The sequence below is a fragment of the Mesorhizobium sp. genome, assembly GCF_004962245.1.
GTDB lineage: Bacteria > Pseudomonadota > Alphaproteobacteria > Rhizobiales > Rhizobiaceae > Mesorhizobium.
Genome location: NZ_SUHQ01000013.1, coordinates 111,435 through 135,343, shown reverse-complemented (window position 1 = coordinate 135,343; position 23,909 = coordinate 111,435). Strand labels below are relative to the sequence as shown.

25 protein-coding genes are annotated in these 23,909 nt (G+C 62.4%); 12 read left to right on the top strand and 13 right to left on the bottom strand.

Annotated features, from left to right (window positions below):
- The first annotated feature begins 29 nt into the window (after positions 1-29).
- The 5 genes from urtB to E5X88_RS15860 all read left to right on the top strand — a co-directional run bounded on the left by urtB (position 30) and on the right by E5X88_RS15860 (position 4,904).
- Positions 30-1,646 (top strand): urea ABC transporter permease subunit UrtB, encoded by a 1,617-nt coding sequence (gene urtB, locus E5X88_RS15880; protein WP_292162835.1) that lies wholly within the window; start codon positions 30-32, stop codon positions 1,644-1,646.
- Positions 1,643-2,875 carry an urea ABC transporter permease subunit UrtC gene (gene urtC / locus E5X88_RS15875; RefSeq protein ID WP_292162833.1) on the top strand — a complete coding sequence of 411 codons (1,233 nt, stop codon included), beginning with the start codon at positions 1,643-1,645 and terminating at the stop codon, positions 2,873-2,875. The genes urtB and urtC overlap by 4 nt, the downstream gene beginning before the upstream one ends.
- A 3-nt stretch (positions 2,876-2,878) precedes the next feature.
- Entirely contained in the window at positions 2,879-3,625 is a 747-nt protein-coding gene (gene urtD / locus E5X88_RS15870) for an urea ABC transporter ATP-binding protein UrtD (RefSeq protein ID WP_292162831.1), read from the top strand.
- Positions 3,626-3,695: 70 nt separating this feature from the next.
- Positions 3,696-4,391, top strand: coding sequence for an urea ABC transporter ATP-binding subunit UrtE (gene urtE, locus E5X88_RS15865; protein ID WP_126041867.1), 696 nt, complete (start codon positions 3,696-3,698; stop codon positions 4,389-4,391).
- 336 nt (positions 4,392-4,727) lie between these two features.
- Positions 4,728-4,904, top strand: a complete 177-nt coding sequence (locus E5X88_RS15860; RefSeq protein WP_292162828.1) for a hypothetical protein — start codon at positions 4,728-4,730, stop codon at positions 4,902-4,904.
- 39 nt (positions 4,905-4,943) lie between these two features.
- Here the strand turns inward: E5X88_RS15860 and E5X88_RS15855 are convergent, their stop codons facing one another.
- From E5X88_RS15855 to uvrA, 4 genes are all read right to left on the bottom strand, one after another.
- Positions 4,944-6,095, bottom strand: coding sequence for a GGDEF domain-containing protein (locus E5X88_RS15855; RefSeq protein ID WP_292162827.1), 1,152 nt, complete (start codon positions 6,093-6,095; stop codon positions 4,944-4,946).
- 110 nt (positions 6,096-6,205) lie between these two features.
- The gene (locus E5X88_RS15850; protein ID WP_292162825.1) at positions 6,206-7,012 is read right to left on the bottom strand and encodes a DUF72 domain-containing protein; all 807 of its coding nucleotides are present in this window, start codon (positions 7,010-7,012) and stop codon (positions 6,206-6,208) included.
- Between the two features lie 28 nt (positions 7,013-7,040).
- On the bottom strand, positions 7,041-7,511 hold the full coding sequence (locus E5X88_RS15845; protein WP_292162823.1) for a GNAT family N-acetyltransferase: 471 nt from the start codon (positions 7,509-7,511) through the stop codon (positions 7,041-7,043).
- Between the two features lie 35 nt (positions 7,512-7,546).
- Positions 7,547-10,468: an excinuclease ABC subunit UvrA gene (gene uvrA, locus E5X88_RS15840; protein WP_292162820.1), complete on the bottom strand. Its 2,922-nt coding sequence runs from the start codon at positions 10,466-10,468 to the stop codon at positions 7,547-7,549.
- An 863-nt stretch (positions 10,469-11,331) separates the two neighbouring features.
- Between uvrA and E5X88_RS15835 the strand changes: the two genes are divergently transcribed.
- The gene (locus tag E5X88_RS15835) at positions 11,332-12,354 is read left to right on the top strand and encodes an alpha/beta fold hydrolase (protein ID WP_292162940.1); all 1,023 of its coding nucleotides are present in this window, start codon (positions 11,332-11,334) and stop codon (positions 12,352-12,354) included.
- Here the strand turns inward: E5X88_RS15835 and E5X88_RS15830 are convergent.
- From E5X88_RS15830 to E5X88_RS15810, 5 genes are all read right to left on the bottom strand, one after another.
- Positions 12,317-12,931 carry an AraC family transcriptional regulator gene (locus E5X88_RS15830; RefSeq protein ID WP_292162818.1) on the bottom strand — a complete coding sequence of 205 codons (615 nt, stop codon included), beginning with the start codon at positions 12,929-12,931 and terminating at the stop codon, positions 12,317-12,319. The genes E5X88_RS15835 and E5X88_RS15830 overlap by 38 nt on opposite strands.
- 528 nt (positions 12,932-13,459) lie before the next feature.
- On the bottom strand, positions 13,460-13,756 hold the full coding sequence (locus E5X88_RS15825; protein WP_292162815.1) for a hypothetical protein: 297 nt from the start codon (positions 13,754-13,756) through the stop codon (positions 13,460-13,462).
- A gap of 96 nt (positions 13,757-13,852) precedes the next feature.
- Positions 13,853-14,458 carry an ATP-dependent Clp protease proteolytic subunit gene (locus E5X88_RS15820; protein WP_292162812.1) on the bottom strand — a complete coding sequence of 202 codons (606 nt, stop codon included), beginning with the start codon at positions 14,456-14,458 and terminating at the stop codon, positions 13,853-13,855.
- Between the two features lie 21 nt (positions 14,459-14,479).
- Positions 14,480-14,962 carry an SRPBCC domain-containing protein gene (locus tag E5X88_RS15815; RefSeq protein WP_292162809.1) on the bottom strand — a complete coding sequence of 161 codons (483 nt, stop codon included), beginning with the start codon at positions 14,960-14,962 and terminating at the stop codon, positions 14,480-14,482.
- Positions 14,959-15,273, bottom strand: a complete 315-nt coding sequence (locus E5X88_RS15810) for a metalloregulator ArsR/SmtB family transcription factor (protein ID WP_029352885.1) — start codon at positions 15,271-15,273, stop codon at positions 14,959-14,961. Before E5X88_RS15810 ends, E5X88_RS15815 begins: the two co-directional genes overlap by 4 nt.
- Before the next feature lie 235 nt (positions 15,274-15,508).
- Between E5X88_RS15810 and ssb the strand changes: the two genes are divergently transcribed.
- Both ssb and E5X88_RS15800 read left to right on the top strand, forming a co-directional pair.
- Positions 15,509-16,024, top strand: a complete 516-nt coding sequence (gene ssb, locus E5X88_RS15805; protein ID WP_145712547.1) for a single-stranded DNA-binding protein — start codon at positions 15,509-15,511, stop codon at positions 16,022-16,024.
- Positions 16,025-16,160: 136 nt separating this feature from the next.
- Positions 16,161-16,586, top strand: coding sequence for an OsmC family protein (locus E5X88_RS15800; protein WP_292162804.1), 426 nt, complete (start codon positions 16,161-16,163; stop codon positions 16,584-16,586).
- Between the two features lie 9 nt (positions 16,587-16,595).
- Here the strand turns inward: E5X88_RS15800 and E5X88_RS15795 are convergent, their stop codons facing one another.
- From E5X88_RS15795 to E5X88_RS15785, 3 genes are all read right to left on the bottom strand, one after another.
- Positions 16,596-17,225 (bottom strand): MarC family protein, encoded by a 630-nt coding sequence (locus E5X88_RS15795; protein WP_292162801.1) that lies wholly within the window; start codon positions 17,223-17,225, stop codon positions 16,596-16,598.
- Positions 17,226-17,356: 131 nt separating this feature from the next.
- Complete coding sequence (locus E5X88_RS15790) at positions 17,357-17,734, bottom strand: VOC family protein (RefSeq protein WP_292162798.1); 378 nt, start codon at positions 17,732-17,734, stop codon at positions 17,357-17,359.
- A 32-nt stretch (positions 17,735-17,766) separates the two neighbouring features.
- Entirely contained in the window at positions 17,767-18,303 is a 537-nt protein-coding gene (locus E5X88_RS15785; protein ID WP_292162796.1) for a hypothetical protein, read from the bottom strand.
- Positions 18,304-18,387: 84 nt separating this feature from the next.
- Here E5X88_RS15785 and E5X88_RS15780 point away from each other — a divergent pair, with 84 nt between their 5' ends.
- Together E5X88_RS15780 and gyrA are read left to right on the top strand one after the other, a co-directional pair.
- The gene (locus E5X88_RS15780; protein ID WP_292162793.1) at positions 18,388-19,245 is read left to right on the top strand and encodes an AraC family transcriptional regulator; all 858 of its coding nucleotides are present in this window, start codon (positions 18,388-18,390) and stop codon (positions 19,243-19,245) included.
- A 191-nt stretch (positions 19,246-19,436) separates the two neighbouring features.
- Positions 19,437-22,244 carry a DNA gyrase subunit A gene (gyrA, locus tag E5X88_RS15775; protein ID WP_292162791.1) on the top strand — a complete coding sequence of 936 codons (2,808 nt, stop codon included), beginning with the start codon at positions 19,437-19,439 and terminating at the stop codon, positions 22,242-22,244.
- A 51-nt stretch (positions 22,245-22,295) separates the two neighbouring features.
- On the opposite strand, the gene E5X88_RS15770 is transcribed toward gyrA, so the two are convergent.
- A complete protein-coding gene (locus E5X88_RS15770) occupies positions 22,296-22,448 on the bottom strand; it encodes a hypothetical protein (protein WP_292162788.1) in 153 nt (50 codons plus the stop codon).
- Positions 22,449-22,724: 276 nt separating this feature from the next.
- Between E5X88_RS15770 and coaD the strand changes: the two genes are divergently transcribed.
- Together coaD and E5X88_RS15760 are read left to right on the top strand one after the other, a co-directional pair.
- Entirely contained in the window at positions 22,725-23,225 is a 501-nt protein-coding gene (gene coaD / locus E5X88_RS15765; RefSeq protein WP_292162786.1) for a pantetheine-phosphate adenylyltransferase, read from the top strand.
- Between the two features lie 75 nt (positions 23,226-23,300).
- Positions 23,301-23,891: a peptidylprolyl isomerase gene (locus E5X88_RS15760; RefSeq protein WP_292162783.1), complete on the top strand. Its 591-nt coding sequence runs from the start codon at positions 23,301-23,303 to the stop codon at positions 23,889-23,891.
- The last annotated feature ends 18 nt before the right edge of the window (positions 23,892-23,909 follow it).

Here is a 23,909-nt window from a genome sequence, read left to right as displayed (position 1 = left end):
TTCAACCCTTCAAGAGCCGCCAGAAACCGATGATCTTCATCCGCGCGATTGGCTTGACGCTGCTGCTCCTTCTGGGGACGCTGCTGCCGTCGAACGCTGCCGAAGCCGATCTGCGCGCCATCATCGCCAAATTTGCCACTGCCTCGAATTTTTCTGCGATCGAAGCCGTCGTGCATGAGCTCGCGGCCACCGGCGACCGTGCCGTCGAACGCCCGCTTGCCGCGCTTGCGGAAGGTCATCTTTATGTCCGCAAGAACGATTCCCTGGTTTTCGTCGGCAAGGACGGCGCCGGCGGCATTGAGCTGCTCGACCCGCTGAGCGGTGAAAAGTCCGGCGACGCGGCCAAAGGCGACATCACCAAGGTCAAGGTCAACAATACGCTGCGCCGCGCCATCCGTGATGCGCTGGGCACGCTGACGCTCGGCGCGAAAGACCCGGCGGCGCGCATTGCTGCCGCCGCCACCATGTTCAAGACGCCCGACGCCACAAACATCGAGCCGCTCGACGCCGCAATCGCCAACGAGACCGTCGCGAGCGTCAAGGCGCTGCTCGAACAGGCCCGCGCCGCGTCCGTTCTGGTGTCGGACAGGCCGGAGGCCGACAGGCTTGCGGCGATCGCCCTGATCGGCGCGCGCGGCGACCGCGACGCGCTGTCCCTGCTCACCTCCGTCGAGGCCAATTCCGAAGGCACGGTCAAGGACGCGGCGACGGCGGCGATGGCCAGGATCAATTCGACGCTGGCGCTGTGGGATGCGGGTCAGAACATCTGGTACGGCATCTCGCTCGGGTCGGTGCTGCTGCTCGCGGCGATCGGCCTCGCCATCACATTCGGTGTCATGGGCGTCATCAACATGGCGCATGGCGAGATGGTCATGCTCGGCGCCTACACCACCTTTGTCGTGCAGGAAGTGATCCGCAATTCCTTTCCCGGCCTGTTCGACTGGTCGCTGGTCATCGCGCTGCCGCTCGCCTTTCTCGTTGCGGCGCTCGTCGGCCTTGTCATCGAGCGCGGTGTCATCCGTTTCCTTTACGGCCGGCCGCTGGAGACGCTGCTGGCGACATGGGGCGTCTCGCTGATCCTGCAGCAGGCCGTGCGCACCATCTTCGGGCCGACAAACCAGGAGGTCGGCAATCCGTCGTGGATGTCCGGTTCGTTTGATATCGGCCAGCTTGCCGTGACCTGGAACCGCCTCTGGATCCTGGTTTTCTCGCTCTGCGTGTTCGCGGTGCTGCTCTATGTGATGAAGCGCACGCCCTGGGGCCTGCAGATGCGCGCCGTCACCGCCAACCGCCGCATGGCCGCCTCGATGGGCATCAGGACGCCGTGGGTCGACGCGCTGACCTTCGCATTGGGGTCCGGCATTGCCGGCATTGCCGGTGTCGCGCTCAGCCAGATCGACAACGTCTCGCCCAATCTCGGCCGCGGCTACATCATCGACAGCTTCATGGTCGTCGTCTTCGGCGGCGTCGGCAATCTCTGGGGGACGCTTGTCGGCGCCTTCTCGCTCGGCATCGTCAACAAATTCCTCGAACCCTATGCCGGGGCGGTCCTCGGCAAGATCGTCGTGCTGGTCCTTATCATCCTGTTCATCCAGAAACGTCCGCGCGGCCTGTTCGCGCTGAAGGGCAGGGCGGTGGAAGCATGATCACGGGACGCTTCTTCGCCGCCGGCGCTGACCGCCGCATCGCCATCACGATCTTCATCCTTCTGGCGGTCGCCATCATCATGCCGCTGCTCAATCTTGCGGTCTCGCCGACAAGCGCGTTCTACGTGCCGTCCTATGTCGTCGCTCTCACCGGCAAGTATCTCTGCTACGCGTTGCTCGCCTTGGCGCTCGATCTCGTCTGGGGCTATTGCGGCATCCTTTCGCTCGGCCACGGCGCCTTCTTCGCGCTCGGCGGCTATGCGATGGGCATGTATCTGATGCGCCAGATCGGTTCGCGCGGCGTCTACGGCAATCCGCTGCTGCCCGACTTCATGGTGTTCCTGAACTATGGGGAATTGCCGTGGTTCTGGTACGGTTTCGACCATTTCTGGTTTGCCGCGGTCATGGTGCTTGCGGTGCCTGGCCTGCTCGCCTTCGTCTTCGGCTGGTTCGCCTTCCGCAGCCGCGTCACCGGCGTCTATCTGTCGATCATCACCCAGGCGATGACCTATGCGCTGCTGCTTGCCTTTTTCCGCAACGACATGGGTTTCGGCGGCAACAACGGCCTGACCGATTTCAAGGATATTCTGGGCTTTAACGTGCAGGCCGATGCGACACGCTCGGCGTTGTTCGCGGCCAGCGCCGTCATGCTGGCGCTCGCCGTCTTCGTCACCTGGGCAATCGTCGGTTCCAAATACGGCAAGCTGCTGATGGCGGTACGCGACGCCGAGAGCCGCACGCGCTTTCTCGGCTGGCGGGCGGAGAACATCAAGCTGTTCGCCTTCACCGTATCGGCGGTCATGGCCGGCATCGCCGGCGCGCTCTACGTGCCGCAGGTCGGCATCATCAATCCGGGTGAGTTCGAACCGTCCAATTCGATCGAAGTCGTGGTGTGGGCGGCCGTCGGCGGGCGCGGCACCATCGTCGGGCCGATCATCGGCGCGCTTCTGGTCAATGCCGGCAAATCCTGGTTCACCGGCGTGCTGCCGGCGTTCTGGCTGTTTGCGCTGGGCGGACTGTTTGTCGCCGTCACGCTCTTCCTGCCCAAGGGCATTGTCGGCATGTGGGATTCATGGCGTGGCAATGCCAAGGCGCTGCGGGCGGCCTCGATCGCCGAGGAAGCCGGCATCGATCCGGATGTCCCGGCACCACCGAAGATCGTTCGCAGTGCGGCGAGAACGCCCGTCGACCGGTCCGCGTCAGGCCCCGAACCGCAGCCGGCGGAGTGAGCGATGTCGAAGAGCAACACCATCCTCTATCTCGACGGCGTCTCGGTTTCCTTCGACGGCTTTCGCGCCATCAACAATCTGTCGCTGGTGCTCGATAAGGGCGAGATGCGCGCGATCATCGGTCCCAACGGCGCCGGCAAGACCACGATGATGGACATCGTCACCGGCAAGACCCGACCCGACGAAGGCGAGGTTTACTTCGACGGCCGGGTCGACCTGACGAAACATGACGAAGCCGACATCGCCATGATGGGCATCGGCAGGAAATTCCAGAAGCCGACGGTCTTTGAAAGTCACACGATCGAGGAGAATCTGATGCTGGCGCTGAAAGGCCCGCGCTCGATCTTCCCGGCGCTGTTCCATCGCCGCTCGGCCGCCGAGGCGCGGCAGATCGACGATATCCTCGGCATCATCCGGCTCGGCGACAAGCGCGACGAACTCGCCGCCAATCTCAGCCACGGACAGAAGCAATGGCTCGAGATCGGCATGCTGCTGGCGCAGGATCCGAAGCTGCTGCTGGTCGACGAACCGGTCGCAGGCATGACCGACGCCGAGACCGAGGAAACCGCGCGGCTGCTCAAGGATATTGCGCGCGACCATTCGGTCATTGTCGTCGAGCACGACATGCATTTCGTGCGCGAGCTCGGCGTCAAAGTCACCTGCCTGCACGAAGGCTCGGTCCTGTCGGAAGGCACATTCGATTTCGTCTCGGCCGACGAGCGCGTCGTCGAAGTCTATCTGGGGAGATGACCATGGTCTGGCGCGTTCCGTTCCATCGTTTCGACCTTTCGTTCTTCAGGCGTTGGAGAAGGCGCTGACCATGCTCGAAGTCTCCAACGCCACGCTCCACTATGGCGCCGCCCAGGCGCTGCGCGGCGTCTCGCTGAAGGCCGGAGCGGGCAAGATCACCTGCGTGCTCGGCCGCAACGGCGTCGGCAAAACCAGTTTGATGAGATCGATCGTCGGCCACCACCGGCTGACGAGCGGAAGCGTTGCCTTCGAGGGGAAGGCGCTCGACCGGAGCGCGGCGTATGATCGCGCCCGGTCGGGCATCGCATTCGTGCCGCAGGGCAGGGAGATCTTTCCGCTGCTCACCGTGCGGGAAAACCTCGAATCGGGCTTTGCGCCATTGAAGCGCGCCGATCGCAACATTCCCGGCCATGTCTTCGAACTGTTCCCGGTGCTGAAGCAGATGCTCGCGCGCCGCGGCGGCGACCTTTCCGGGGGCCAGCAGCAGCAGCTTGCCATCGGCAGGGCGCTGGTGATGCGGCCCAAACTCCTTGTGCTCGATGAGCCAACCGAAGGCATCCAGCCGTCGATCATCAAGGATATCGGCCGCGCCATCCGTTATCTGCGTGACCAGGCAGGTATTGCCGTGCTCCTGGTCGAGCAATATCTCGATTTCTGCCGTGAACTGGCAGACGAGGTCAACATCATGGACCGCGGCCAGATCGTCCACACTGGTCCCGCGGAAGATCTTGACCGTGCGGACGTCCGCAAATTCCTGACCGTCTAGCTCGGGGAGAATGACGGTTCTCCTCGGCGGCGGAGCGCACAACCTTGGTCAAAACACCCCTCCGGTCGTCATCCTCGGGTCTTCGCTGCACCTCGCATTTGCTACACTCAAAGATGACGAACTCACGAAGGTCTGCTCCGTCTCTTCAACGCCTCTGGCGCGCCGAAGATTGCGTGCTAGGCTTTCCTTGGCCTTGTTGAGTCGGCCGCTTTCCGTATCAGTCTCGTTGACGGATCAAGGTGAGGCGCGGCTCGGCCGGCACGTCCATGCAAGCACCTCCTTTCCGCGATCTGTTCGTTGTTCAGCGCATTTGGGGCACTTGGCCAGGGACAGCCGATGGAACGCTACTTCGAAGATCACCAGAAACGACGACTCACCGAGCGCGTCGACATCATGACCGCCATCAACATCCTGAAGTCGCAAGGATACGACCACGACGAGCTGATTGCGGAGATCACCAAGGTCTTCTACGTCGATCTCGATGCCTACAACGAGGTCGTGATGGCGGCGTGAGGGCAGGCGAAGGGGCGGTTGCCCTGTGCCGCCAAGCGGCTAGCTTGCGCGTCGGAATGTCGAGGCGGCGACGCGGTTGCGACCGCCGCGCTTGGCAGCATAGAGCGCCTTGTCGGCGGCGCTGAGCACCTTGTCGAAGCTCATGCCGTCCTTGCTGCCGAAAGCGTATCCGGCGCTGACTGTACATGTCAGGTGACGGGTTTCTGTCTCGATGACGCGCGCGGCGAAGGCGATGCGTATGCGCTCGGCGGTGAGCTCCACCGTTTCGGGCAGGGTTCGCCTCAGGACCAGCGCGAATTCCTCTCCGCCCATGCGCGCGGCGACATCGGTCGGGCGAAGATTTTCCGCGAGTTCCTCGGCGAACACTTTCAGCACCTGATCGCCCGTGGCGTGGCCGAATTCGTCGTTGATGGCCTTGAAACCGTCGAGGTCGAACACGACCACCGCCGTGAAAGCTCCGATCGGGGCGCCGCCATTGAGATCGAACAGCGCGCGCCGATTGAGAAGGCCGGTCAGCGGATCGGTCAACGCATCCAGACGGTGATGCCGGGCCAGACGGCCCTGGTTGAGCGCCAGCGAAAGGGCGCCGATGCCGGTCATGCTGGCGATGACAATGACCAGGCTCAGATCCTCGGCCCAGTTGCTGGGCGCATGTCCAAGGACGAGCTTTCCATCCCATGCAAGAGCGAAGGCACACAGCACGAAGGATATGCCGGTGGCCGAGTAGAGCACGGCGAGGCCGATGATCGGGACAGGGGCCTCGGTGCGCCCCATCCAGTACTGATAGGCCGTTGCAAACAAAAGCAGGGCGGCAAGGAGGTTTTCGAACATGAAGCCGAGACCATCATATCCGAGCGCCATGGGCGGCAGCGCTATGGCAAGCGAGATGCAACTGCCGAAAACCGTCAGCGGGATTGGCGACCGGCCGCTTCTGAATTGGTAGGCGGCGCCCAGCATGGTCGAGAACCCAACCAGGAGCAGGGTGAATGTCGCGATGCCGAGGATGCGTCCGGGCGTCTCGATATAGTCTCCGTAGATGACAACGTCGCCGACGATCAACAACGCGCTGATCGCCCATGTCAGCAAGAACTTTTCGGTCCGTGCGGTCAGCCAGATGCCGAACAACGTCAGGCTCAGGCAGGCGGCCGAAAAACCGACAGCCAGCAGAAGTGAGTTGTAGTCGAGCGACATGCCCCTCGTCCTTGCCCGCATCGATCCCGCGACTTTGCCTGGTGGGATTCATGCAGCAAGGAGGTATCGATAAGGTTACGATGGCGACGAAGGGCCGGGGTTCGAGGTCATCAGCCCGCGACACGCTTCATCAGCGCCATGGCGCCGAACGGCGCGCGGACCTTGCCTTCGGTGATGAAGTAGACGAACACATCGCGCGGTTTGACCGGTGCATCGGTTGAGGGATCGGCGCGCGGCAGGTCGGCCGGCACCTTGCCTTCCGCCCAGGTTTTTGCCCGCGCCGCCCATTCGTCGAGCGCCTTCGGCGTGTAGCAGTCGGGATTGTCGTCGCTGCCGGTCTGCAGCCGCGCATAGATGAAATCGCCGGTGACATCGGCGATACCAGGGTATTTGGCGTGGTCGGCATAGACGATCGCGGCCCTGTATTTGCCCGCCAGGGCGGCGAATTCCGGCACGATGAAGCTGTCGTTGCGCACCTCGACCGCATGGCGCAGCGCAACGCCATCCTGCTTTTCCGGCAGGAGCTTGAGGAAGGCCTCGAAATCGTCCGGGTCGAATTTTTTCGTCGGTGCGAACTGCCACAGGATTGGCCCGAGCTTGTCGCCCAGTGCAGCGACGCCCGAGCCCAGGAAACGCATCATGGACTCGCCTGCCTCGCCGAGCACGCGGCGGTTGGTGACGAAACGGTTGCCCTTCAGCGAATAGACAAAACCGTCCGGCGCCTCGTTTGCCCATTTGACGAAGGTCGGCTCCTTGAAGCTCGAATAATAGGTGCCGTTGACCTCGATGCTCGGCACCTGCCGGCTGGCATAGTGCAGTTGCTTGGCCTTCGACAGTTTGTCCGGATAGAAGGACTTATCCCACGGCTCGAAGGTCCAGCCGCCCATGCCGGCGCGAATTGTTCCCGATTGAGTCACTGTCGTCCTCCCGGTTTGCTGAAAAGGATCAGGCGATGGCGGTCGTCTGGACGGCTTTCGCCATGTCGACGACCGTCCATCCTGGCCGATATGGGTTGGGCCGCCGACCCGTCTCGTGAAAGCCATAGGCTTTGTAGAGCGCGATGTTCCGTTCCATCTTCGCGTTGGTGTAGAGCCGCACCTCGGGCAAGCCCCACAACCGTGTCTGTTCATCCGCGTGATTGAGCAGGGCGATGCCGTGGCCCTTGCCTTGAAAGGCAGGGGAGACAGTGACGGAGAAGATCATGCCATGGTCTGGATGCCGCTCGAGAACCAGCAATCCAGCCGGCTGCTCGTCTTGCTCGAAAAGCCAGACTTCGCCGCGTTCGATCCGCGGCACGTAGTCCTCGGTGACCGGGATCGGCGGCGCGCCCAGCAACGCAGTGTAGTGCGCATAGGCGGCTTCGGTCAGCGCGACAACAGCGTCAAGATCACCGGCAAACGCTCTTCTGATCTTCATTGAAGGTTCTTCCAAACGTCAACCGGTATGCCTGTTCACTCCGCCGCTTCGCGCTTGCCTCCGGGGCGACGCTCCAGCAGTTCCCTGAGGAACTGGCCGGTGTAGCTGCGCTTCTCGCGGACGATGTCCTCCGGCGTGCCGGACGCCACCAGCTCGCCGCCGCCATCGCCACCCTCGGGGCCGAGGTCGAGCACCCAGTCGGCGGTCTTGATGACCTCGAGATTGTGCTCGATGACGACAACCGTGTTGCCTTGGTCGACCAACTCGTGCAGCACTTCGAGCAGCTTGGCGACGTCGTGGAAATGCAGGCCGGTGGTCGGCTCGTCGAGGATGTAGAGCGTCTTGCCGGTCGCCTTGCGCGACAACTCCTTGGCCAGCTTGATGCGCTGCGCCTCGCCGCCCGACAGCGTCGTCGCCTGCTGGCCGATATGGATGTAGCCGAGGCCGACCTGCTTCAGCGTCTCCAGCTTGTCGCGCACGCCGGGCACGGCGGCGAAGAAATCGACGCCTTCCTCGACCGTCATGTCGAGCACGTCGGCGATCGACTTGCCCTTGAACAAGACATCGAGGGTCTCGCGGTTGTAGCGCTTGCCATGACAGACGTCGCAGGTGACGTAGACGTCCGGCAGGAAGTGCATCTCGATCTTGATGACGCCGTCGCCCTGGCAAGCCTCGCAGCGGCCACCCTTGACGTTGAACGAGAAGCGGCCGGGCTGGTATCCGCGCGCCTTGGCTTCGGGCAGGCCGGCGAACCAGTCGCGGATCGGCGTGAAGGCGCCGGTGTAGGTGGCTGGGTTGGAGCGCGGCGTCCGTCCAATAGGCGACTGGTCGATGTCGATGACCTTGTCGAGGAACTCCAGCCCTTCGATGCGGTCATGGTCGGCCGGGTGCTCGCGCGAGCCCATGATGCGGCGCGACGCCGCCTTGAACAGCGTTTCGATCAGGAAGGTCGACTTGCCGCCGCCGGACACGCCGGTGACGGCGGTGAAGGTGCCGAGCGGGATTTCGGCGGTGACGTTCTTCAGATTGTTGCCGCGCGCGCCGACGACCTTCAGGCGCCGGTTCTTCTTCGCCTCGCGCCGCATCGCCGGCGTCGCCACTTCGAGTTCGCCGGACAGATATTTGCCGGTAATAGAAGCGGGGCTGGCCATGATCTGCTGCGGCGTTCCCTGCGCGATGATGTGGCCACCATGGATGCCGGCGGCAGGCCCGATATCGACGACATAGTCGGCATGCAGGATTGCGTCCTCGTCATGCTCGACGACGATCACCGTGTTGCCGATGTCGCGCAAATGCTTCAGCGTGTCGAGCAGGCGTGCATTGTCGCGCTGGTGCAGGCCGATCGACGGCTCGTCCAGCACATAGAGCACGCCGGTGAGCCCGGAGCCGATCTGCGAGGCCAACCGTATGCGCTGGCTCTCGCCGCCCGACAGCGTGCCGGAATTGCGCGACAGCGTCAGATAGTCGAGCCCGACATCGTTGAGGAAGCGGAGCCGCTCGCGGATCTCCTTGAGCACGCGCACCGCGATCTCGTTCTGCTTGTCGCTGAGCGAGGCGGGCAGCTCGGTGAACCAATGGTCGGCTTTGCGGATCGACTGCTCGGTGATCTCGCCGATATGCTTTCCGGCGATCTTCACTGCAAGCGCCTCCGGCTTCAGCCGGTAGCCGTGGCAGGCTGGGCAAGGCGTGGCCGACATGAAGCGCTCGATCTCCTCGCGCATCCAGGCGGATTCGGTCTCTTTCCACCGCCGTTCCAGATTGGGGATGACGCCCTCGAAGGTCTTGGTCGTCTTGTATGAGCGCAGGCCGTCATCATACTGGAAGGTGATCTCGCGCTCGCCAGTGCCATGCAGGATGGCTTGCTTTGCCTCTTCGGTCAGCTCCCGGAACTTGTCGCCGAGCTTGAAGCCATAGGCCTTGCCCAGCGCTTCCAGGGTCTGCGCGTAATAGGGCGAAGTCGATTTCGCCCACGGGCTGACGGCGCCGGCGCGCAGCGACAGGTTGTCGTCGGGCACGATCAGGCTGGCGTCGATGGCGCGCTGGCTGCCCAAGCCGTCGCAGGTCGGGCAGGCACCGAACGGGTTGTTGAAGGAGAACAGCCGCGGCTCGATCTCGGGAATGGTGAAGCCGGACACCGGACAGGCGAACTTTTCCGAAAACAGAATACGTTCGTGCGTCTCGTTCTTCGATTTGTTGACCGAATCCTCGCCGGTCTGGCTGGCGTCGAGCGGCCGGTCGGCGAATTCCGCCACTGCCAGCCCGTCGGCCAGCTTCAGCGCGGTTTCGATGGAATCCGCAAGCCGCGTCGCCAGGTCGCCGCGCACCACGATGCGGTCGACGACGACGTCGAGGTCATGCTTGTACTTCTTGTCCAGCGCCGGCACGTCGGCGATCTCGTAGAAAACGCCGTCGACCTTGACGCGCTGAAAACCCTTTTTCTGCAGCTCCAGCAGTTCCTTGCGGTATTCGCCTTTGCGGCCACGCACCATCGGCGCCAGGATGAACAGGCGCGTGCCTTCCTCGACCGCCAGCACGCGGTCGACCATCTGCGACACCGTCTGGCTCTCGATCGGCAGGCCGGTGGCCGGCGAATAGGGGATGCCGACGCGCGCGAACAGCAGTCGCATGTAGTCATAGATTTCGGTGACGGTGCCGACCGTCGAACGCGGGTTCCTCGAAGTGGTCTTCTGCTCGATGGAAATGGCCGGTGACAGGCCGTCGATCTGGTCGACATCCGGCTTCTGCATCATTTCGAGGAATTGCCTGGCGTAGGCCGACAGGCTCTCGACATAGCGGCGCTGGCCCTCGGCATAGATGGTGTCGAAGGCGAGCGAAGACTTGCCGGACCCCGACAGGCCGGTCATGACGATCAGGCTGTCACGCGGCAGGTCGAGATCGACGTTCTTCAGATTGTGTTCGCGCGCGCCGCGAATAGAAAGATATTTTTGGTCGGCCATCGCCGGTCGCCGCCTCAGATCTGGAATCTCATGGGATGGCGGGTTGTCCCGGCCATCCCCTATGTAGGTAATTTCGCCACCGTTTCGAGAGACGCCACAACTCTCGATCAAAGCCTTTAACCGTCTTTCGCGCGGGCGAGCAAGCAGAAAGAACAAAGACTGAACACGCTCCTGACAAAAGCTGTGTACCGGCCCAGGTCACACCAAGCGTCTGACGATCACATTTTTTGTAATCGGCTATCCAACTGTTGACGTCTTAGCCTCAGGGGGGCAGACTCCAAACGTCACCGAAGCCGGCCATCTTTCGATGGCCTCGCCACCCTAAGGTGGCCTGCGAGACGCCGCAGGCTCTTGCGATATGCGCTTCGGACGGCACCAGTCGCAATGGACAGAAGAGGAGAGCAGAGGAATGACTCCACCGGACAGTCCCTTGAGGCTCCACGTGTCGTTGGAGCCGCGGCAGGCATAAGTGTCAGGGCCAGGCGTTCGCACCGCCCGACAAACCGTGACCTGCCTTACCCCAAAATCAGAGACTACTAGTCGGATCGTCGGCTGAACGCCGCGAAGCATCCGAAATCTAAGGCCGGCAGTGTACTCCCGGTAGATTGGATTTTAGATCCAAAAAAGCCCCGACCGTTTGCGGAAGCAGCGGCGGGGCTGTTCGTTTCAGGTGGCGCGGGTTTCGGGCCACGATGCGCCGCGAGTGGCCGCTCGTGGAGACATGCCAAGAAGGAGGGGATCGGAAACAAGGAATACCGCATCGGATCACGTCCTTGATCGCGTTATAGGTCTCCGCAGACTGCCATCTCCGACAATGAACGCATGTTCAACCTCTGTTGGAGATTTCGACGCTTAAACCTGTTCTGCCGATAGTTCTGCTCACCCTTCTTTCGATCTCCGTCGCGCAGGCGGCCGATGCCATCGGCTTTCGGGAAACCGAGTTGCCGGATGCAGTGGGGGAGCGGCCGCTGCATGTCAGCTTGTGGTATCCGACCAGCGACGATGGCCCGGTAGCAGCTGCCGGCGAAAACCGTGTCTTCTACGGCGTGCAGGCCATCAGGAACGCCCATCCGTCGAGGGATTTGCATCCGCTCGTCGTCCTCTCGCATGGCTATGGTGGCAGCTGGAGAAACCTCAGTTGGCTCGCAGGCGAACTCGTCCATCAAGGATACGTCGTCGCGGCGCCTGATCACCCTGGAACAACGACCTTCGACAGACGTCCGTCAGAGGCAGCAAGACTCTGGGAGCGCCCCCACGACCTCAGCCGCGTGATCGACGAGCTGATCGGTGATACATCGCTTGCGGGACCCATCGAACCGGGCCGCATTGCGGCAATCGGCCATTCTCTTGGTGGATGGACGGTCGCTGCGCTTGCCGGAGCACGCTTCAGCACGGACCTTTTCGCGCGGGACTGCAAGACGCATTCAAGCCCGCGCGCTTGCGCACTTTCCGCCGAATTGGGCATTGTCCCGGGTGCCGTCGCAGAGCTGGATGGCGATCTGACCGATGTGAGGATTGGCGCTGTCGTCTCGCTCGATCTGGGGCTTGCGCGTGGTTTCACGCCTGAAAGCCTCGCTGCCTTGCACGTGCCGGCGCTGGTCATCGGCGCAGGTGTCGACATTGGCGACATGCCGGCCAAACTGGAGTCGGGATATCTTGCCGCCAAGCTGCCGTCGGCGACATCCAGCTATATCGAGATTCCCGACGCAATGCATTTCAGCTTCATGCAGCTCTGCAAGCCAGGAGCTGTCGCCTTGATCGAAGAGGATACGCCCGGCGACGGCATCGTCTGCAAGGACGGAGGAGCACGGGGGAGAGAGGCCGTCCATCGTGAGGTTGCCGATAGAATTATCGCGTTCCTGGAGCGGGCGATTCCACCGAGATAGCCCCACTCTCATTGCGATTTTGCGTGCTCGAGCGGCGATAGTCGCTCGGACTCGTTCCCGTCAGCCGAAGGAATTCGCGATTGAAGTTCGACTTCGTCTGAAACCCTGCCTCGAACATGATGGTGGTTATCGGCAGGTCGGAATTGGCGAGAAGCCGTTTCGCCTGTTCGATCCGATATTCATTGACCGCCTGCGATACGTTCCTGCCGCAGACGCGGTTTATGGCGGCCGAGATCTGTCGCGATGGGATGGCGGCCCTTCGGGCCAGGCGGTTCAATGTCAAATCCGGGTCGCGAAACAACTGCTTTTCGCGCATCAACCTATCGACGGTTTCAACAATCCGGGTGTCGTTTGCCGTTGCAAGATCGGACGGTTCCGATCGGCCGAAGGCTGTTACCCGGTCCGTCAGGCTGTCCTGCACGGCGTCCATGGCTTCCGGAGGAGATACGCTTTTCCCAACGACTGCCACGGCATAGGCAATGAGCGGCAGGGTCAACAGGTTGGCGATAGCAACGATCGAAGCAGCGTGAGTGCCCTGGTAGAAATTAAAATCGCCTGCGATCAGAAGATCGACCACGCCGGAACCGATTAGGACCAGCCCTGCGATCAGAGTGGCCTTCTGCGCCTTTGCCGCGTCGGCAAGTCGTGCGGCGCCGAGGCCATCCGGCCCCGCTGACGCCAGGCGCAGCAAGGCAAATCCATATCCAAGGAACAACGCCGCCAAGATCAGATCGATCGGCGGCTGCCATCTCATCCAGGTCGCAGAAAGGATTGCCACGATGCCGATCGGAATGGCATGGAGCCATATCGGCATGGAGCTTCGGGCTCCCGTCAGTCCGGCAAAGCAGAACCAGGCGATTGGCGGCAGCGAGGCGGCTATGACGGGCTGGATGAACCGTATGGCCTGGACATCAAAGCTCCAGCGCAGTCCGGCGATCGTTACCAGCGTTGCACAGGCGCCAACGAAAGCGACTTCTGGACCGAGGGCAGACTCTCGCCGGTTGATCAGCCTCACGAGAAGAATGATCAGCAAAAGCGAGATGACAAAGGGAAGAGGTATGCCAGGCATCATGCGCCAATAGGAGGGCTTGGCGGACTCACCGGCCTACCGCCGGGGCGCCTTGATCGCGCCGGCACTGACATCCAGAGTTATGCTGCCGGAAATCCTGACATCGGTATCGCCGATCTTGAACTGACCGTTGCCGCTGCTCGGCACGGCGTTGTCGGGTTCGGGCACGGGAGCCGGCTTGGCGATGCGATAGTCGCTGGCCACGCCGGGCAGCGTGCCTTTCCGCGAAGGCGTTGAATTGTCTTCGGCGAATGCCATGCCGGAGACCATGGCCGCGACGGCAACACCGATGATCAGCCGGTTCAGGCGGGCGCGTGAGATCTCTTCGAGCATCGGCGGACCATATCGCCGCACGCTGGCCGAAGCCAGACCGGTGGCGATAAAATTGTCGAAGTGGTCATCGTCACCCGTGGCCGGCCGGCTACCTTTTCACGCCGCCTTTTTGCGGGTGTCGAAAACATGGTCGACAAGGCCCCATGTCTTTGCCTCCTCGGCGGTCATGAAATAGTCGCGGTCGAGCGTGCGTTCGACCTCTTCAAACGTGCGGCCGCAGTGATGCGCATAGAGTTCGGTCATGCGCTTCTTGGTGCGCAGGATGCCTTCGGCGTGACGCTGGATATCGGAAGCCTGGCCCTGAAAGCCGCCCAGCGGCTGGTGCAGCACGATGCTGGTGTTGGGCAGCGCGATGCGCCGGCCCGGCGTGCCCGCCATCAGCAGGAACGAGGCCATCGACGCGGCAAAGCCCATGCAGACGGTCGACACCGGGCAAGAGATGTACTGCATCGTGTCGTAGATGGCGAAGCCGCTGGTCACCACGCCGCCCGGCGAGTTGATGTAGAGCGATATCTCCTTGTCGGGATTGTCGGATTCCAACGACAGAAGCTGGGCACAGACCAGCGCCGACACGCCGTCATTGATCTCTCCGTTGATGAAGACGATGCGCTCGCGCAGCAGCCGCGAAAAAATGTCGAAGGCGCGTTCGCCGCGGCTCGACTGCTCGATCACCATCGGCACCAGGTTGGCAAAGCCGCTCATCGCTTTTCTCCGTTGTGTCGCTCAGGCCGCGCGCAGGAAGAGGCGAGGCGTGTTTGCGGCAATGGTTTGTTTGGGGCTGCGCGCGTTGAGCGAAAGCCGGCAACCGGCGCCTGCCATCGCAACCGCAGCTACTCGCGCAAATCCATCGTGGACGATGCGCAGATGCGTGCCGCCCGACACAGTTCGGTCGAGCGTGAAGGTGACTATGCTGTCCATTGGGCTGTCCAAAGGACTGTCCAGTGGGCCGGCGAGCGGATCATGTGCATCGCCCGGGGCCGGCCGCTCCCGCCAGGAGTAGCGCAGCAGGCGTTCGGGCTCGGCGTCGAGGATCTCGCACTCGATCGGCACATCCGGTCCGGCAAAGGCAAAGCGGCTGCCGATCTCGGGCTTGATGTCGTTCGGCATCATCCAGGCCGCGAGCAGGTCCGGCACCGTCAGCGCCCGCCATACTTTTTCCGGCGGGTCTGGAAGCTCGCACTCGAACTCGATCGAATCTGCCGTCATTGGTCCATATCCTTCAAAACCGCCTTGAGCCTTTCGATACGCTCGGGCCAGAACGCGCGGTAGCGCTCGATCCAGCCGAGCAGTGGGTCAAGCCCCTGCGGATCGGCGCGATAATAGGCGTTGCGGCCGGCTCGCCGCTCGACCACCAGGCCGGCGCCGCGCAGCACCGCGAGATGCTGCGACACTGCCGGTTGCGACACGGTCATGCCGCTGCGCAGTTCCGATACCGTCATCTCGCCGGCGGCGAGCCGCTCGTAGACGGCGCGGCGCGTTGGGTCGGAAAGCGCTCGAAAAATCTCTGCTTCGATCATGGTAGAAGCATAAGTCCATACTTATTGATTTGGCAAGCGGTGTTTTCGCGCCCATATGGAATGGCGCTGCGAACCTCGTGGATTGCTGACATTCCTTGACAATGGGATCGATGCGACATAGAACGAAAAGAGAACAAAAACCTTGTGGGAAAAGGCAGCCACGGCAGGCGGCGATTGTCCGCAGCCTGTAAGGTGAGCGACAGAATTTTGTTTCGGATAAGCGCGGAGAAGTATCATGGCGGGTAGCGTCAACAAGGTCATCCTGGTGGGCAATCTCGGTGCGGACCCGGAAATCCGTCGTCTGAATTCGGGTGACCCGGTCGTCAATATCCGCGTCGCCACGTCGGAAAGCTGGCGCGACAAGAATTCCGGCGAGCGCAAGGAAAAGACCGAGTGGCACAATGTCGTCATCTTCAACGACCAGCTCGCCAAGGTAGCCGAGCAGTACCTGAAGAAGGGCATGAAGGTTTACGTCGAGGGCCAGTTGCAGACGCGCAAATGGCAGGACCAGACTGGCAATGACCGCTACACGACCGAAATCGTGCTGCAGAAATTCCGTGGCGAGCTGCAGATGCTCGACGCGCGCGGGCAAGGCGAGGGCGGTCAGGTCGGCAGCTATGCCGGTGGCGGCAGCAGCCGCGGTTCCGATTTCGGCCAATCAGGCCCGGGCGAGAGCTTCAATCGCGGCGGTGGCGGCAATAAGGGCGGCGGTGGCGCCTCCCGCGAACTGGACGACGAAATCCCGTTCTGATTTTTCGGGGCGGACGGCTCTGCGTGGGCTGACAACGCCAGCTGTTTGAAGCCATTCATTAGCGTCCCGAAAATCTGTCCTGGGTTTTCGGGACGCAGTGCATTTAAGCGGTGTGCGCGGTGAAAGGACGTATCAGGTGAAAGCACGGATCAAATGGGTCGAGGAGCGCACCTTTGTCGGCGAGTCCGGCAGCGGTCACAAGGTGGTGCTGGGGACCGCGTTCGGGCCGGACGGCAAGACGCCGGGGCCGAGTCCGATGGAACTGGTGCTGCTCGGCACTGGCGGCTGCTCGGCTTACGATGTGGTCCACATCCTCGAAAAGGGGCGCGAGGCGGTCGAGGACTGCGTGGTCGAGCTCGACGCCGACCGGGCGCAAGTCGATCCCAGGGTGTTCACGCGCATCCATATGCATTTCATCGTCAAGGGTCGGGCGCTCTCGCCCGACAAGGTGAGGCGGGCGATCGATCTTTCGATCGAAAAATACTGCTCGGCTTCTGCTATGATGGCCAAGACCGCCGAGATCACCCACGACTTCGAAGTCATCGACACGACGGCGAAGTAGGGCACGTTCCTACCCCACCATCAGCGCCTTGATGCCGTCGGCGACGAACTGCACGGCGAGTGCCGCCAGGATGACGCCGAGCAGCCGCGTCAGGATCGAGCGGCCGGTATGGCCGAGGATGCGATCGATGCGCTCTGACAGAATGAACACCATGTAGGTGATGACCAGGCAGATCGCGATGATGCCGACAAGGGCTGTCTGGGCGCCAAAACCCTGAAACGAGCCGGACAGCAGGACGGTCGCGGAAATCGCGCCTGGACCGGCGATCAGCGGGATCGCCAGCGGGAAGGCGGCGATGTTGTGGATCATGTCCCTGGTGATGGCGACGTCGCCGATCTTCTCCTTGCGGTCCTGCCGGCGCTCGAACACCATTTCGAAGGCAATGAAGAACAGCAGGAACCCGCCGGCAACACGGAAGGCCGGCAGCGTGATGCCGAACACCGACAGGATCGACGCGCCGGCGATTGCGAACAGCGCCATCACCAGGAAGCCGATGACCGAAGCGCGCACCGAAACCTGGTTGCGCTCTTCGCGGTTCATGCCGCGTGTCACAGCGAGGAAGAGAGGCGCCAGGCCAGGCGGGTCGATGGTCACGAGAATGGTGACGAAGGCGTTGAACAGGCTGTCGAAGCTCGGCATCTCTGACCCTCCCCGCCGGGCCGTGCCCGAATACTGGTATTGCCCGAAGCTTGGCATTGGTAGAGCAAAGCAGGGTCAGTGGAAACCGTTTGAACTGCGGGAGTTCGGCAACCTTGATGGGTGGCGTGAGCCTAGCTGGCCACTCCACAATAGGCCTCGAGGCGATAGCCGTCCGGGTCGATGATAAAGGCAGCGTAGTAGTTTTCGCCATAGCTGGCGCGCAGGCCAGGTGCCCCATTGTCACTGCCGCCTTTACGTAAGGCACCCGCATGGAAAGCGTCGACGCTGCTCCGTGTTGGCGCTGCAAAGCAGAAATGCAGGCCGGATTCGCCGTCGGCCGAAACCGGGCGCTGAGCCTCGTTCACCCATAGCGCTACCGCCTCCGCGCCATAGCCGAGCGAGCCTGGCGACTGGCTAAGACAGGTGTAGCCGAGAGGCTTTAGCGCGGCGTCGTAGAAACGCTTCGAGACGTTAGTGTCGCGGACACCGATCGAGACATGATCCAGCATTTTTTTCTCCTTTGTTACAATATGTTGGGTCGTCAGCTTCCAGTTGCGCGGTGCGCCAGGAACTCGACTTCCAGCCGCCAGGTCGCGCCGTCGTCCTGCGAGCGTTCGCCCAGCCAGCGGAACGAGTTTTCGGTGATGCGAGAAAAGCTCCAGCGCACCGAAGCGCCGGTGCCGTCGGCGCCTTGCTGGACGATGGTGTCGCCCTCGGCGCGGCCGAGCTGGCGGCTGTAGTATTGGTTGCGCGGGTCGCTCCAGAAGATGTGCCAGGCATCGACGCCGGGGTCATAGACGCGCAATGTCGTGCCGCAGAAGGTCCATTTGCCGAGCGAAGGCGAGGGGCCGGCGTCGCGCGCGGGCAGGATCCATACGTCCTGGATCGCGCGGCCTTCGAGGACCCAGCCGAAATGCACCTCGCCGCGCCCGGTCAGCATCTGGCCGTCTTCGAGATGGCGCGTGGCGTCAAATGTCCAGGCGCCGACGAAGCGCCCGTAAAGGTTCAGCTTCTCGGCAAGGTTCGCGGCCGGCCCATCGCTATGCAGGGCTTCGGCAAAAGACGATGAGTTGAACATGGTTTCGGCCTCGTTCTGTCAGGAGACCAGCGGATTAGGCCTTGGCAGCTTCTTGCGCTTGGGAAAAATTGCTATGTTTCGACCATGGCAACCGCGCGAGCTTTGACGTCTGGACCCGATTGGAAGGTGTTGGACGTGGTCTGCACCGCCAGCGCCGCTGATCGTCCATTCGAGGAAGAGCATCGTAATTTCTGCGTCGCCGCGGTGACCAGCGGCACCTTTCGCTACCGCGCATTCCAGGGCACAGCGATGCTGACGCCGGGCGCGCTTCTGCTCGGCAACCCCGGCACCTGCTACGAGTGCGGGCACGAGCATGGCGCCGGCGACCGTTGCCTCTCCTTCCATTTCGGGCCGGCCTATATGGAACAGATCGTCGCCGACCTGCCGGGCGTGAAGACGCTGGCCTTCGGGACGCCGCGGCTGCCGGCCTTGCCAGCGCTTGCACCGCTGCTGGCCGAGGCGGAAGCCGCGCGGGAGACAGCCGACATCGACGCGTTCGAGGAACTCGGTCTGCGCATTGCCGGCGCGGCGGTCACTGCCGCCTCCGGCGTTGCGCACGCCGCCCGGTCGCCGAGCCGCCGCGACCAGAAACGTGTCGCGGAGGCGGTGCGGCGCATCGAGCTTGATGCCGAAAGGCCGGTCTCGCTTGCCGAACTTGCAGACGAGACGGCGACCAGTCCCTACCATTTCCTGCGCACCTTCCGGCATGTAGCGGGCATGACGCCCTATCAGTTCCTGCTGAAGACCCGCCTGCACAGGGCGACGGTGCGGCTGCGCATGTCGGACGAGGCGATCTCGACGATCGCCTTCGAGGCGGGGTTCAATGATTTGTCGACCTTCAACCGCCGTTTCCGGCGCGTGATGGGGGAGGCGCCTGGCGCCTATCGGGTCCGCCAGCGAGGCGATAAAGTGCCGAACACATCTGCCGTTCCGGCTTTGTGAGGCAAAATTGGCCTGATAATGAACTTTGTGCCGGCGGCCACGAAATGCGCCGCGGCCATATCGTCGCAATCAGTGGTATCCTTTTGAAATCACCGCAAAAATGGACACTGGAAAACTGCGGCGGACGTTGGAGTTTCGGCCCGGCTTCCTATATAAGCACCAAGTGATTCCTGATTAGATTGTGACCTGATTTGACCGACCAGAAGACACCGCGCGGCGCCGACGGCGGCCCGACCGGCATTGAGCCGATATCGATCATCGAGGAGATGCAGCGCTCCTATCTCGATTACGCCATGAGCGTGATCGTCAGCCGTGCGCTTCCCGACGTGCGCGACGGGTTGAAGCCGGTGCATCGCCGCATTCTCTACGCCGCTCATGAGAGCGGCTACCACTGGAACCGCAAATATGTGAAATCGGCGCGCCCGGTCGCCGACGTGATGGGTAAATACCATCCGCATGGCGACGCCTCGATCTACGACGCCTTGGTGCGCATGGCGCAGGACTGGTCGCTGCGCGTGCCGCTGATCGACGGGCAGGGCAATTTCGGCTCGATCGACGGCGATCCGCCGGCGGCGATGCGTTACACCGAATCGCGGCTGACCAAGGTCGCGCATGAATTGCTGGAGGACATCGACAAGGAAACCGTCGATTTCCAGGACACTTATGATGCGTCCGGCAGCGAGCCGAAAGTCTTGCCGGCGCGGTTTCCAAACCTGTTGGTCAACGGCTCCGGCGGCATCGCCGTCGGCATGGCCACAAACATCCCGCCGCACAATCTGGGCGAGGTCTGCAACGGCGCGATTGCCCTTATCGACAATCCGGCGATCGATCTGCCGGCCCTGATGGAAATCATTCCGGGGCCGGATTTCCCGACCGGCGGCATCGTGCTTGGCCGCTCGGGCATCTACAGCGCTTATTCGACCGGCCGCGGTTCCATCGTCATGCGCGGCCGAGTCAACATCGAGGCGCGCGGCAACGACCGTGAATCGATCATCATCACCGAGGTTCCCTACCAGGTGAACAAGTCGTCGATGATCGAGAAGATGGCCGAGCTTGTGCGCGACAAGCGCATCGAGGGCATTTCCGACATCCGCGACGAGAGCGACCGCCAGGGCTACCGCGTCGTCATCGAACTGAAGCGCGATGCGGTCGCCGACGTCATTCTCAACCAGCTCTACCGTTTCACGCCGCTGCAGACGTCGTTCGGCGCCAATATGGTGGCCCTGAACGGCGGCAAGCCGGAATTGCTGACGCTGATCGACATGCTGAAGGCGTTCGTCGCCTTCCGCGAGGAGGTGATCAGCCGGCGCACGAAGTTCCTGCTGCGCAAGGCGCGCGACCGCGCCCACGTGCTGGTCGGCCTTGCCATTGCCGTTGCCAATATCGACGAGGTCATAAAGCTGATCCGCAGCGCGCCGGACCCGCAGACGGCGCGCGAGCAGTTGATGGAACGGCGCTGGCCCTCAGGCGACGTCGAATCGCTGATCCTGCTGATCGACGATCCGCGCCACCGCATCAACGAGGACGGCACCTACAATCTGTCCGAGGAACAGGCGCGCGCCATCCTCGAACTGCGCCTGCAGCGCCTGACCGCGCTCGGCCGCGACGAGATCGCCGACGAGCTGAACACGATCGGTGCGGAGATCGTCGATTATCTCGACATCCTGTCGTCACGCGCCCGCATCCAGCAGATCGTCAAGGACGAGCTTATCGCCGTGCGCGACGAGTTCGGCACGCCGCGCCGCACCGAACTTTCCGAGGGCGGTGCGGACATGGAAGACGAGGACCTGATCCAGCGCGAGGACATGGTCGTGACGGTCAGCCATTCCGGCTATATCAAGCGCGTGCCGCTGTCGCTCTACCGGGCGCAGCGCCGCGGCGGCAAAGGCCGCTCCGGCATGTCGACCAAGGAAGAGGATTTCGTCACCCGGCTGTTCGTCGCCAATACGCACACGCCGGTGCTGTTCTTCTCCTCGCGTGGCATCGTCTATAAGGAAAAGGTCTGGCGCCTGCCGATCGGCAACCCGCAGTCACGCGGCAAGGCGCTGATCAACATGCTGCCGCTGGAGCAGGGCGAGCGCATCACTACCATCATGCCGCTACCCGAGGACGAGACGAGTTGGGGCGAACTCGACGTGATGTTCGCCACGACGCGCGGCACGGTGCGCCGCAACAAGCTGTCGGACTTCGTCCAGGTCAACCGCAACGGCAAGATCGCCATGAAGCTGGAAGAGCAAGGCGACGAGATTCTCGGCGTCGAGACCTGCACCGACAATGACGACGTGCTTTTGACCGCAAGTTCCGGCCAGTGCATCCGCTTTTCGGTGAGCGACGTGCGCGTCTTCCAAAGCCGCAATTCGGTCGGCGTGCGCGGCATCGCCATGGCCGACACCGACCGGGTGATCTCGATGGCGGTGATCGAGCATGTCGATGCATCGCCCGCCGAGCGCGCCGCCTATCTCAGGCGGGCGGTCGCCGAGCGCCGGCTCGCCGCCGGCATTGCCGCCGGCGAGGAAGAGGAAATCGCGTTGACAAACGAAGAGGTCGGCGAGGAGGCGGAGCTTTCCGACGAACGCTACGAATTCCTCAAAGTGCATGAGCAGTTCGTGCTGACGGTGACGGAATATGGCTACGGCAAGCGTTCGTCGTCCTACGATTTCCGCCTCACAGGGCGCGGCGGTAAGGGTATCCGCGCCACCGACGTGTCGAAAGCGGCTGAGATCGGCCAATTGGTTGCGACCTTCCCGGTCGGCAATGACGACCAGATCATGCTTGTTTCGGATGGCGGCACCGTCATCCGCGTGCCGGTCAACGGCATTCGTTTCGCCAGCCGCGCCACCAAGGGCGTGACCATCTTCAACACGGCCGACGGCGAAAAAGTCGTTTCGGTGGAGCGTATATCGGAACCGCAATCGGACGAGGAAGCCGAAGAGACTATCGAGGGCGACGCCGGTCCGGATACTGGCGCCGAAGAGGCTGGTCCGGATAACGCCGAATAAGCTCCAGATACGGCGACGCCGGCTCGAGGGCCGGCGCGATGGCCAGTGAACTCAGAAGTGACGATAGGGCTTGCGGATACCGAAGCCTTCGAACCGCTTGATGTTGGCCTTGGCGCGGACGCGCCCTGCTTCCTGATGCAGCCCGAATACAGTGGCGATCAGCATGGCGACGGTCATTGCGGTGGCGAGCATGTAGATCAGCATGTGCGTGTTCTCCTGCGCCTAACAACGTGTAAATGGGGTTTTGGTTTCATCTTCTGAAGCTGCAATCTAGTGAACGCTGCGTGAAGCCTTCGTGATCGGCCCGTTCATCTGTCGTTCATTCCGACCAAAAGGTTCACCCAAAGCGCGATGCGCTTTGGGTGCCTGTTCGGGTGCATGTCGTGGTCCCAAAACCGCTGCGCACTTTTGGGCGACATGCTCGAATGGCTCGCTGATCGGATTTGCCTTTGCGAGAGAGGCTCGTTAGAAGCACCTGCCATGACCGAACGCATCGCCCTTTACGCCGGCTCCTTCGACCCGCTGACCAACGGCCATCTCGACGTGTTGAAAGCGTCGCTGGCCGTGGCGGACACCGTCTATGCGGCGATCGGCATCCATCCCGGCAAGAAGCCGCTGTTTTCCTTCGAGGAACGGGTCGACCTCATCGAGGCGGCGACGAAGGCCGAACTCGGTCGAGACGGCGCCCGCATCAAGGTCGTCGCCTTCGACGGGCTGGTCATCGACGCGGCCAGGAAGCAGGGCGCGTCGATCATGATCCGCGGCCTGCGCGACGGCACCGATCTCGACTACGAGATGCAGATGGCCGGCACGAACGAGACCATGGCGCCGGAACTGCAGACGGTTTTTCTGCCTGCCAGCCCTTCTGTGCGAACCATTAACGCCACACTTGTCCGTCAAATTGCCTCTATGGGCGGTGATATCCGCCCCTTCGTGCCAGCGGCTGTGGCTGGCGCGCTCACCGCCAAATTCGCGAAATAGTGCATGTCGCCCAAAAGTGGAACCCGGTTTTGGGGCAACGATATGCATGAAACAAAGGTTTTCGGAGAAAGATCCATGCAGCTCAAAAGGCTCGCTACCTGCTTTGTCGTTCTTTTCGGTCTTGTGGCTGCATCCGCTTCGGCCTTCGCCGCCGATCCGGAAAATACCATGATCATCACGCTGAAGGACGGCGACGTGACCATCGCGCTGAGGCCAGATCTCGCGCCGAAGCATGTCGAGCAGATCAAGAAGCTGGTCCGCCAGGGCGCCTACGACAACGTCGCTTTCCACCGCGTCATCGATGGCTTCATGGCGCAGACCGGCGACGTGAAGTTCGGCAACATGAAGAACGGCTTCAATGCCGATGCCGTCGGTACCGGCGGTTCCGATCTTCCCGACCTGCCGGCCGAATTCTCGACGTCCGAGCGCTACGAGCGCGGCGTGGTCGGCATGGCCCGCTCGCAGAATCCGGATTCCGCCAATTCGCAATTCTTCATCATGTTCGCGCCGGCGCCGCCGCTCGATGGCCAGTACACCATCGTCGGCAATGTCGAGAACGGCATGGAGTTGGTGGACAAGATAAAGAAAGGCGACGCGGCGCAGAACGGGGTTGTCACCGGCCCCGATCGCATGGTCAAGGTGCGCATCGCCGCCGACGGCAAGTAAACCCATTTGTTTTCAAAG